Here is a 10,082-nt window from a genome sequence, read left to right as displayed (position 1 = left end):
CTGCAAACCCGCCGCCGCTTTGGATTTGGCGACGCCTCTATCCCCGGCAAAGGCGCTGCGGCCAGGGGAAAGCGCCGTCGCCGCGGCGCGTGTGGAGCTCGATGCCCAGGTTCTTGGCAAGCGCCGCTGGTATCCCCCGTCGCTGAGGTTCGATTCGGTCGCGCCGCTTTGCCGGCGCACTCCAAAGCAGGGCCGTAGGATGCGGTGAGCGCGGTAGAACCTTTAGGACGGCGCCATAGAGGAGACGCGAACCGCATCGATGGACTAACCGTATCGAAACGGAAGCCGTTGGTCTCCCCTCACCCGTTAGCACACTAGCCGGTAAGCTCTCCCCCTGCGGTGGAGATGGCAAATGACAACCAGAAAAACTAGTATGATTCGCCAGGGGACACATGGAGATCGGTGTAATGCTGGATCGGCTCGACCGCGGTGCAATCTCCGGCCGGCTGCGATCCGGTCGGGCATCCCGTCCCCACGCCCAGGAGCTGCCGGGGGCACCGCGCCGGGAACCCCGGCCAGCGGCGGTTCTGGTGCCTATGTTTCGATATCTGGAGGCCTGGCATCTGCTCTTCATCCGCCGTACCGAGTATCCGGGGGACCATCACAGCGGCCAGGTCGCCTTTCCCGGCGGTCAATGGGAGCCGGGGGATGCGGATGCCGCCGCGACGGCGCTGCGCGAGGCACGGGAAGAAATCGGGCTGGATCCCCGGCGGGTGGTGGTGCTGGGTGAGCTGCAACCGCTGCATACGGTGAGCAACTACCTGGTCACCCCCGTCGTGGGCGAGATCCCATGGCCGCTGGCGCTGAGGCCGGATCCGAGCGAGGTCGCGCGGGTGTTCGGTATCCCCCTGGCCTGGCTCGGGGATGCCGCCCACCGACGGGTGCTCACCTGGCCGGCGCCGGATCACCCCGAGGCCCGGGAGGTGGTCTTCTACGATGAGTTCGACCAGGAGCTGCTGTGGGGAGTGAGCGCACACATCACCGTGGATTTTCTGGCTAGGCTTACTCGGGCTTGAGCACCAAACCCATACTGCCCGCAGAGAAGATCACGAGTACCTCAGTGCCAAAGTACCGATAACATCGGTTCGGTTCTATCATTGAGAATTCTGTTTTGCCGCAAATGAACGCAAATGGACGCAAATCGAATCGGTTCCGATTTGCGTTCATTTGCGGCTAACTCCCCCGTGAAGATCCTGTTAGCTCAATATTATCGGTAGCTGGGATGTTGCGGCCATCTAGCCTGTGAAAACCGTTGGTCAGTGCAGATAACAACCGGCAAGAGAACCACGGATGAACACGGATGGAGACAAATCCGTGTTGATCCGTGTCGATCCGTGGTTCGATATAGTAAGGATTAGGTAGTTTATTAATCGAGAACGCCCCCTAGGCTTTCCGGTTTCAACCCTCTGTATGGCAAATGATATGACCGATTGTCCCGATCACCGCGGGCCGGCGTCGATTGCGCCCCTGGATGCCTGGTACGGCTCGACCCTGGGCCGGGAGCTGGCCGATCAGGAGGCCCGGTGCCTGGAACGCATGCTGCGGGACACCTTCGGCTATTATCTGCTCCAGGTGGGCGGGGGCACCGCCCTCTCGGAGGCGATCCAGGTCAGCCGCGTCCGCCGCCGCATTTTGCTCTTGCCGACTGCTGCCCCCTACTCCCTCGGATTACAAACGGTTGCCGTCCCTGAGCGGCTCCCCATTGCCGCCGATAGTGTGGATCTGGTGGTGCTTCCCCATACGCTGGAGTTCGCGGACGACGCCCGCCAGGTGCTGCGGGAGGCGGAGCGGGTACTGATCCCCGAGGGTCGGTTGGTGGTGTTCGGCTTCAACGCCTTGAGCTTGTGGGGTCTCTGGCGTCTGGTGCGACGCGGACAAGGCGGCCTACCCTGGTGCGGCAGGTTTCTGACCTCCTTCCGCATTTGTGACTGGCTGTCGCTGCTCGGCTTCGATATCGAGCTGCAAGAGACGATGATGTTCCGTCCCCCCTGGCGCCGCGCCCTGTTGCAGCAGTTCTCGTTTCTGGACACCCTGGGGCGGCGTTTCTGGCCGGTGTTCGGCGGTGTCTATGCCCTGCGGGCCGTCAAACGGGTATCCACCTTGACGCCGCTGCGGACCTCCTGGAAGAGCCGGCGGCCGGTGCTTGCCGCCGGGGCCGTGGAGCCCACCACGCGGGAGACCGCTACCCGCAGCGTCGGACTCGGTAAAACGGCGGCAGGGACCCGTGTCTGAGCCCGTGTCCGAACCAGTAGAGGTCTTCAGCGACGGGGCCTGCCAGGGCAATCCGGGCCCTGGTGGTTGGGGTGCGTTGCTGTGCTACGGTGCGCATGAGAAGGAGCTCTGGGGGGGAGAGGCCGGCACCACCAACAACCGCATGGAGCTGATGGCCGTGATCCGGGCCCTGGAAACCCTGCAGCGTCCCAGCCGGGTACGGGTCACTACTGACTCCCAATATGTGAAGCAAGGCGTTACGGCCTGGATGGCCCGCTGGAAGCGCAACGGCTGGCGCACCGCGGACCGCAAGCCGGTCAAGAACCGGGATCTGTGGGAGCGCCTGGATCAGGCGGTCGCGCGGCACCAGCTCGAGTGGCGCTGGGTACGGGGTCACGCCGGACATCCCCAAAACGAGCGGGCGGACCGGCTCGCCAAGCGCGGGATTCCCAAGGGTTGATGTGTCGTTCTTTATCGCAGATTACGGCGGGTTTCACAGCTAAGAAGCTGCCTGGTTAAAAGCAATCCTGAATGATTCGGCGCGGTTTGGGGGACCGGACGTGTTGCGTTTCGACGCCCAACGGCTCATTGATCGACGGCCAGGTCCGTACCAGCGTCTCAACGCAACCTACACCCAGATTACCCCCGCGCGGCCTGTACGCGCGGCCTCGCGTTAAGTGTAGGTTGGGTTAGGCGCACGGTTCGATCCCGAAGCCCAGTGACAGGGCTGAACGCGCCCTAACCCAACACGCCGGACTGGTCCCGACGCAGGAGGGATCTTTTCCCACAACCAACGCCAAATAACCCAGGACTGCGCCCGGACCGGCACGGCGCCGAACGCGGCGTAACGTAACCCGACGCGAGGATCCGTTTTAACCAGGCAGCTTCTTAAAATCCAACCACTACCGTGAGCGGCATGGCTCACCCTTCCTCCTTACGCTTTTTGTAGTTTCTCCAGTACGCCTTGGCCTGGGCGATATCGCGCTGTTGGCGCTGCTTCGTCCCGCTAACAAGTAGGATCACGAGTTGCCGGCCATCCTGGCCGAAATACACCCGGTATCCAGGTCCGTAGGGCGGGAAAGGCCAGGGATGGCCGCATCCCGTCGATCAAAGGCAGGGACGGCCGTCATCCGCCATCCCCTCCGCGGCGCGGAGCTTCCACGTTCCCACGCGGCGCGTAGGAACGAGAAAAAATCCAACCACTACCGTGAAGGGAAACAAACTGCATCGCCGAAACCGACAGCCAGCTGCGGGACAGCCCGGATCGGATTGAGTATAGGAAGATCGATCCGGGGCAATCACTCCCGGCAGAAACGCTCCAGCCGGCGGGAACCGGTTTGGACCTCTTCACCGGAGGGGAGGCGCCCGTCCGGTCTCCGCAGCCAGGCCGCGATGTCGGCCATCACGCGCCCGCCCTGCAGGTCGCGGGTCAACATGTGCCAGCCCTCCCGGTAAAGCAGGATACGGATGTCCCGCCGATCCGCCGGTATCCGGTCCAACAGGGTGCAGAAGGCGCCGTTCGGGATGATCTCGTCATGCTCCCCATAAAGTACCAGGGTCGGCCCAGGCAGTCGCCCGGCCCTGGTCATCGCCAGATCCATGAGGTTCGTGACCCCCCACAGGGCATCGACTCGAGTCCCCCTGATGACGAGCGGATCGGCGCGGTAGGCGCGGAGCATGTCGGTATTGTCCGACGGCCGAATCCCGAGTCCGCTGCCGGTCAGCTCGAGGAAGGGAAGCGTGTAGGCTACCAGCTTGAGCGCCCAGCGCTGAATCGGGTGCATGGTAGCGCGGGACCAGATTGCCGGTGCCATTAGCACGATGCCATCCGCTTCCGTATCTGCCTGCGCCACAGCGGCCATGATCACCGCGCCGCCCATGCTCTCTCCGAGCAGAAACAAGGGGAGCCCCGGATAGCGCTCCCGCAGCAGCTTGGTCAGCGTCTTCAAATCGGCGATCAAGCGTTCCTCTCCACCCCAGCGCCCGCGCTGGGCAGTGGCGCCGAAGCCGCGTTGGTCGTAGGCGAAGGTCAGTACACCCTGGGTTGCCAGGTAGGGACCCAGGGTCGTGAAGGCGTTGCTGTAGTCGTTAAAGCCGTGGAGCGCGAGCACCAGGGCCTGCGGCCGTTCGACGGCGTCCCAACGCCGCAAGGGTAGGCGGTAGCCGTCGGCCATGATCGCCGCCTTGACGCCGAGGCGGGCCTGGCCTGATACGCCGGCAGATTCCTGCTGCTGCGGCGAGGTGCAGCCGGTAATCAAGGCGGCGATAATGAGGTAGATGATCGGATGCCCCATCCAGCATAATCGTGATGCGGCTTTTGCCTTTGGCTTCCTCCTGTAATCTGGCAAGGTGCGGGATCTCCTTAGCGCGCTTTGCTTGTGAGAAGTCGTACTCGTCACGCATAGTGCTTGGCCTCTTTCCGAGTTGATTTGCGGGCGGAGATGAGGCGGATGCACGCTTCGCCCTTCAGTGTATACACGACTTCCTGGAATTCGGGCTCTCCGATGGGCGTATGCGGATTCGGTTCGCTTGCAAGACGACTATGGCACCATCAAGAAGCTCACGATGATACCGTTCGAGTACCAGCAAGCAATATTTCCCCTGCTCCCTGGCGCGAATGTCTACCAGGCGGACGATGCCGTTGTGCAGCTGCCCCTTGACGATGGCCAACTCTCCGAAGTCCTTGTCCAAAGTAATCAAGATCCGTTGTCTCGGCAAGCAAGGGCTATGATCTCCTCATCTCTCATGCGTTGTTTCCTCATATCCCCGAACCCTTGCCATGCTGGTGCAATCCTCGACATCCTTTTCGGGCCGCGGGATCAAGGGCCCTACCCGACCGCCGGAATCAAGTTTTCAGCGGCGTAGTTGAGGAACAACAGTATGCCGAGCAGCAGAAAGAAATAGAGGATCAGCAGGCTGTAGGCCGGCCGCCACAGAGGCCCGCGCTCGAACAAGCCGCTGCCGCCCAGGGTATACCTGCGGATGGTCTGTGCGTCTCCGTCCGGGTTGCTCCCACCGGAGCGAACGGAGAAGCGGAACCCCGTTGAACCGCCGGCGCTTCCGGCACGGATCCGCACCAGGCTGATGGCGAAGGTCACCGCGACCGCAACCAGTAAGCCGGTGAAGTTCCACCACATCCAGAACACATCCGGGAGAAAAATCCACAGGTAGAGATTAAAGGCGACGCCGCTGATGATACCTGCGAACATGCCCACCGCCGTCGCCTTGCGCGAGAGTACGCCCACCAGAAAGGCAGCCAGGATGGGCCCGTAGAAGGCCGAGCCGATCTTATTGATACTCTCGATGATGGTATCCGAGATGCCGCCGACCATGAATGCAAAGCCGGTGATGACCAGGCCCCAGAAGACGGTCGTGACCTTGCTGAGCAACAGGATGCGTCGCTCGGCGAGGGTGCGGCCCCGCTCGACGAAATCGCGCATGGTGGCGGCGGACAGGGAGTTCAGTGCCGAGTCGAGGCTGGACATGGAGGCGGCCAGCAGAGCGGAGATGAGCAGCCCGCGAATGCCGACGGGGAGCTCGTGGAGGACGAATGCCGGAACCAGAAAATCGTATTTCTGCCCCTCCAGAGACTGCTGGAGATCCGGTGAGACCATAAAGGCCGCCCCCAGCGTGAGCCCCATGATGACGTAGCCAAGGGTCAGGGGAAAGCGGGCGAAGCCGTTGAGATAGAGGGAGCGGCGGGTGTCGGCGACACTCGATGCCGAGAGCTCGCGTTGAACCTGGCTCTGATCGGCGCCGTAGTAAGACATGTAGAGAAAAAACCCGCCCACCAGAAAGCCCCAGAAAGGCGCCGCGGACTCCCCGGACAGACCCCAGGCCGGATCGAGGGCCTGCCAGCGTTGTGCGGGGATGAGCGAAAACACCGAGTCCATGCCGTCCAGGTGCTCCAATGCGAAGCCGATGATGATGAATACCCCGGCAAGCAGGATGAGGCTCTGGACCACGTCGGAGTAGATGACCCCCCTGATACCGCCGATGGTGTCGTAGATCAGGGTGATCAGCCCCATGGTCAGGATGGTGATCCACAGCTCCAGATCCAGAATCACGGCCAGCACCAGGCCGCTGGCGTACAGACCCACACCGGTGCCGAGGGCGCGGCTGAGGAGGAAGACGGCACTGAGGAGATAGCGGACGGAGGGCCCGAAGCGATGCTCCAGATATTCATAGACACTGATCAGCCCGAGTTGGCGGAAGAAGGGGAGCAACAACATGGCCACGCCGATCATGGCCAGGGGTACCGCGAGCTCATACTGTAGCCAGGTGAGCCCGCCGCCGGGCTTTAGGGCGACGAAGGCCGGGATCGAGATGAAGCTGATGGCCGAGGTCTGGGTCGCCATGGTGGACAACCCGATGGCCCACCAGGGTAGGTTGCGCCCGCCCACATAGTAGTCTGCTTGGGACTTCTGGCCCCTGGCCAGGAATAGGCTCAGACCGATCATGGCGGCGGCATAGAAGGTGACGATTGTCCAGTCGAGTGAAGTCATGCTGGATATCCTGTCGCCCGGTCAGGACCGGATGGCGGTTGCTGAGGCTCTTCGCGCATTATAGCCAGCCCGGGCGAGTGCCCGGTCGCCCTGAACTCCCGATGCAGCCACCGGAGAGAGATGGCGGATCCATGGAACCGAGTGATAGAAAGGGACTAAATTTCTTCTATATATTCTTCTTTGCGCTTCCCCAAGTGTCGCCCGGGGATGTCATGACGGCACACAAGCTTGTCACCTACTTCAACAGTTTTTGCATCAACCATATTCTCCTTACCAAAGAATCGCACGCTATCAGAAAATTGCACCGTACTTGAAAGCACCTGATTACCGCATGTGCACTGGACCTGGAGCAACTCCCGGCGTTCAATTTTAACCCTTCCTACCGAGATAACCCGCATCCCTTCACGAGAATAGACGGGAATTTTATCACCTGCTTTCAATTCACTCAAATAGCATGTTTCGCCTTCCTCCAGTAATAAATACTGATGGAATGCTCCTGCATTAACTCTAAATGGTCTGGCAGGATAGGTAGCAGTAGGCACACTTTCGGATAAGGATAACAAATAGCCGTATCCAGTATCACCGACGAACACGCCCTCCGTTGGGGCAAGCGCATCAACAAAATCGATGCAGACCCTTAACCCTTCTCCCATTGGTTTAATGTGAGTTACATCACAGTATTCTATGGTTTCCATCATTTTTATACCCATAATCCGAACGACTCTACATATTCTTTCATAGCTCTTTTCTCGTGTACCGCTGCCACTCGGTCAGAAATAAGCCGTATCGCTGAACCTCTATCCTTATGGACTGCAACGCAATGCCATCCGGTCGACAAACAAGAGGAGAAACGACGAAGCACGCGAATCCGCGCGAATGGATGCGCGCCGATTCGCGCGCTTCGTGGTTTTCTCTTCCGCATCCTGATCGACCACGACCAGCGGTCAGCAGCTAACTTAATGGCATCGGACTGCAACGAGAAGGTGTTGTTTTTCAGATAAGCCAATTGTTACGTACCTCTCTTCCATTTCTGCGTTCAACGGATCCGGAACAGAAAGAGGATCCGATAGAAGAGTACTGGCTTCCTCAAAAATTATATCAGCCATCTCCGAAAACATAGTTTAAATCAATCTCGACTTCTTCAAATGGTGGTATCCCTGCTTTGTCAAAAGGTTTTTCAACCCTATACTCTACAGAAAGGGTAACACGATATTTTTCGTCAACAAGTTCATAAGCAATCAGCGCCTTATCTTCTGGAGAAATGACCCAATAATACGAAACTTTGTTACGTTGCAATAACATAAAGTTATGAAATAAATCTTTCCTTTCATGTCCCGGTGAAGTAATCTCACAAACCCAATCCGGTATAACCTTCATAACCCCTATAGGTCTATGGGGTACATGTTCTTTGCGCCATCCTGCCAAATCATGGCTGGGACATTGATGTTCATTATACCTGACACTAATCTCAGGCATGATCCACCATCCCCCTCGACCATCTTTTCGCTTAAATAACGAAACTTCATCAGAAATGCCTGATTGGACCAATGCATGCTCGGAACGAGCCATAGGGCGCTTAACAATCTCGCCATTGATCAGCTCAACACGCTCATCTTCGGATTGCACCAAATCATCTACGGTTTTTAATTTTTTTGCTTTCAAAATGCCTCCAAAACCAAATTAGATCACGCGCATACATTATTGCGTCAGCCCATGTAGGATGCGGTGAGTAACACAAACCGCATCGATGCGGTTCGCTGCGCTCACCACATCCTACACGAGCTCATCACCTCGTAGGCAGCCACACCGATAACGAACAGGGCGACAAGCTGCTGCATGCGCTCGACGGTCCAGCCGCGGCGGTGGTCGAAATTCAGGCCCGAGAACAGGTCCCCACCACAATAAGAAGGCACGGCGTGCACAGCAGCATACGCGGTGATCCAAGGAGTATTCTCAAGGGAGACAAGAACGGAACAGGGGGTAGTCTATGGTCAGGCTCCTGGCTGGGCGTTGGGTTGAGGAGAATCCTGGCTCAGTAGGAAGATCGATCAAACAAGATGGGTGTCCTTTTATTGTTTATTGCGGAACTTGACAGTAACTCCTTCCTGGTAGATGATTGCACGGTCCTTGACATAAAAGCAACCTCTCCCCTAGATTTCAATAAATTGGAGTAATGTATGCGAGTTAAAGATAAATATATCAATCCATTTACGGATTTTGGGTTCAAGAAGTTATTCGGCATAGAACCAAACAAAGATATTCTTATAGATTTTCTTAATGAACTGTTACGTAAAGATGAAGGGGAAATCAAGGATATTACTTACTTATCGAAAGAACAACTTGGGAGAACCATTGATGATAGAAAAGCTATTTTTGATATCTATTGCGAAAATGAACAGGGTGAAAAGTTTATCGTCGAACTACAGAAAGCAAAGCAGAATTATTTTAAAGACAGAAGCATTTACTATTCGACATTTCCAATTCAGAGTCAAGCTGAAAGGGGTGATTGGAATTTTGAATTGAAGTCAGTCTACACTATAGGGATACTGGATTTTGTATTCGACGAAAATAAGGGCTGTAGCCAAGTCTTTCACCATGAAGTGCAATTGTTCGATAAGAGTGTACAAGAGGTTTTCTATAATAAATTAACCTATATTTATCTCGAAATGCCGAAATTTTCCAAAACAATCGATGAATTGGAAACATATTTCGATAAATGGCTTTATGTGCTGAAAAATCTTAAAGATTTAACAGAAAAACCTGCAAAGTTACGGGAAAAAATCTTTAACAAGCTTTTTGAACAAGCAGAAATTGCAAATTTTAATGATGAAGAATATAGTGAATATGAAGAGAGTTTAAAGGCGTATCGCGATTTGAAAAACTCAATCGATACAGCAAGAGAAGAAGGCCGAGAAGAAGAGAAAATTACAATAGCCGGAAAATTGAAACAACAAAATGTACCCCTTGAGACCATTTCTCAAAGTACTGGCTTACAAATAGAAGAAATCAAGAAATTATAACCCCGAAAATGGACTTGATTACACAAATTGTAACTATTCAGATCCCCCCTCTAAATCCTGTTCTCGAAAACGAGAAATCACCCCCGCACCTGATTTCACCTGCCCTTGTCTCGACTCACGAAAGAGCAGTGGCACCACATTCTCGAAATGGGACGCAAAGTGTACCCTCCAATGACTCGAAGACCCATTGTTTTGGCACAGCGCCGGGCAGCCAAGTCATCGATAATCACTCGGTCGGCGCCATGGCATCGCGCATTGGCAATCAATTGAGCCCGCGTAGGGCGGATAAGCTTGCGCCATCCGCCGTATGCCAGCCACATCTGTCGGGTGGCGGCCATCCCTGGTC

Annotated in this window: 12 protein-coding genes; 5 read left to right on the top strand and 7 right to left on the bottom strand. The window is 56.6% G+C overall.

Annotated features, from left to right (window positions below; translation table 11 throughout):
* From BQ17_RS22315 to rnhA, 4 genes are all read left to right on the top strand, one after another.
* Nucleotides 1–208, top strand: a 208-nt coding sequence (locus BQ17_RS22315; RefSeq protein WP_218068043.1) for a hypothetical protein, incomplete at its 5' end; no start/stop codon positions are given.
* 184 nt (nucleotides 209–392) lie between these two features.
* On the top strand, nucleotides 393–1,016 hold the full coding sequence (locus BQ17_RS03205) for an NUDIX hydrolase (protein WP_089724264.1): 624 nt from the start codon (nucleotides 393–395) through the stop codon (nucleotides 1,014–1,016).
* Between the two features lie 394 nt (nucleotides 1,017–1,410).
* Nucleotides 1,411–2,232, top strand: coding sequence for a class I SAM-dependent methyltransferase (locus BQ17_RS03200; protein WP_256091458.1), 822 nt, complete (start codon nucleotides 1,411–1,413; stop codon nucleotides 2,230–2,232).
* A gap of 4 nt (nucleotides 2,233–2,236) precedes the next feature.
* Nucleotides 2,237–2,671 carry a ribonuclease HI gene (gene rnhA, locus BQ17_RS03195; protein ID WP_089724263.1) on the top strand — a complete coding sequence of 145 codons (435 nt, stop codon included), beginning with the start codon at nucleotides 2,237–2,239 and terminating at the stop codon, nucleotides 2,669–2,671.
* Between the two features lie 838 nt (nucleotides 2,672–3,509).
* Here the strand turns inward: rnhA and BQ17_RS03185 are convergent.
* The 6 genes from BQ17_RS03185 to BQ17_RS21360 form a co-directional block, all read right to left on the bottom strand.
* On the bottom strand, nucleotides 3,510–4,505 hold the full coding sequence (locus BQ17_RS03185; RefSeq protein ID WP_089724262.1) for an alpha/beta hydrolase: 996 nt from the start codon (nucleotides 4,503–4,505) through the stop codon (nucleotides 3,510–3,512).
* Nucleotides 4,506–4,677: 172 nt separating this feature from the next.
* A complete protein-coding gene (locus BQ17_RS23895) occupies nucleotides 4,678–4,911 on the bottom strand; it encodes a DUF5615 family PIN-like protein (protein WP_176722271.1) in 234 nt (77 codons plus the stop codon).
* A gap of 128 nt (nucleotides 4,912–5,039) precedes the next feature.
* On the bottom strand, nucleotides 5,040–6,716 hold the full coding sequence (locus BQ17_RS03175) for a sodium:solute symporter family transporter (RefSeq protein WP_089724261.1): 1,677 nt from the start codon (nucleotides 6,714–6,716) through the stop codon (nucleotides 5,040–5,042).
* Nucleotides 6,717–6,871: 155 nt separating this feature from the next.
* On the bottom strand, nucleotides 6,872–7,414 hold the full coding sequence (locus BQ17_RS03170; protein WP_218068042.1) for a 3-dehydroquinate synthase II: 543 nt from the start codon (nucleotides 7,412–7,414) through the stop codon (nucleotides 6,872–6,874).
* A gap of 400 nt (nucleotides 7,415–7,814) precedes the next feature.
* A complete protein-coding gene (locus tag BQ17_RS03165; protein WP_089724260.1) occupies nucleotides 7,815–8,378 on the bottom strand; it encodes a Uma2 family endonuclease in 564 nt (187 codons plus the stop codon).
* A 101-nt stretch (nucleotides 8,379–8,479) separates the two neighbouring features.
* Nucleotides 8,480–8,629, bottom strand: a complete 150-nt coding sequence (locus BQ17_RS21360; RefSeq protein WP_176722269.1) for a hypothetical protein — start codon at nucleotides 8,627–8,629, stop codon at nucleotides 8,480–8,482.
* 264 nt (nucleotides 8,630–8,893) lie between these two features.
* Here BQ17_RS21360 and BQ17_RS03160 point away from each other — a divergent pair, with 264 nt between their 5' ends.
* Nucleotides 8,894–9,736, top strand: a complete 843-nt coding sequence (locus BQ17_RS03160; protein WP_089724259.1) for an Rpn family recombination-promoting nuclease/putative transposase — start codon at nucleotides 8,894–8,896, stop codon at nucleotides 9,734–9,736.
* Nucleotides 9,737–9,831: 95 nt separating this feature from the next.
* Here the strand turns inward: BQ17_RS03160 and BQ17_RS24875 are convergent, their stop codons facing one another.
* Nucleotides 9,832–10,056: a PIN domain-containing protein gene (locus BQ17_RS24875; protein ID WP_500784408.1), complete on the bottom strand. Its 225-nt coding sequence runs from the start codon at nucleotides 10,054–10,056 to the stop codon at nucleotides 9,832–9,834.
* Nucleotides 10,057–10,082 lie beyond the last annotated feature (26 nt).

It is taken from the genome of Candidatus Thiosymbion oneisti (assembly GCF_900092655.1).
Lineage (GTDB): Bacteria > Pseudomonadota > Gammaproteobacteria > Chromatiales > Chromatiaceae > Thiosymbion > Thiosymbion oneisti.
This window is presented reverse-complemented; position numbering and strand designations above follow the sequence as displayed.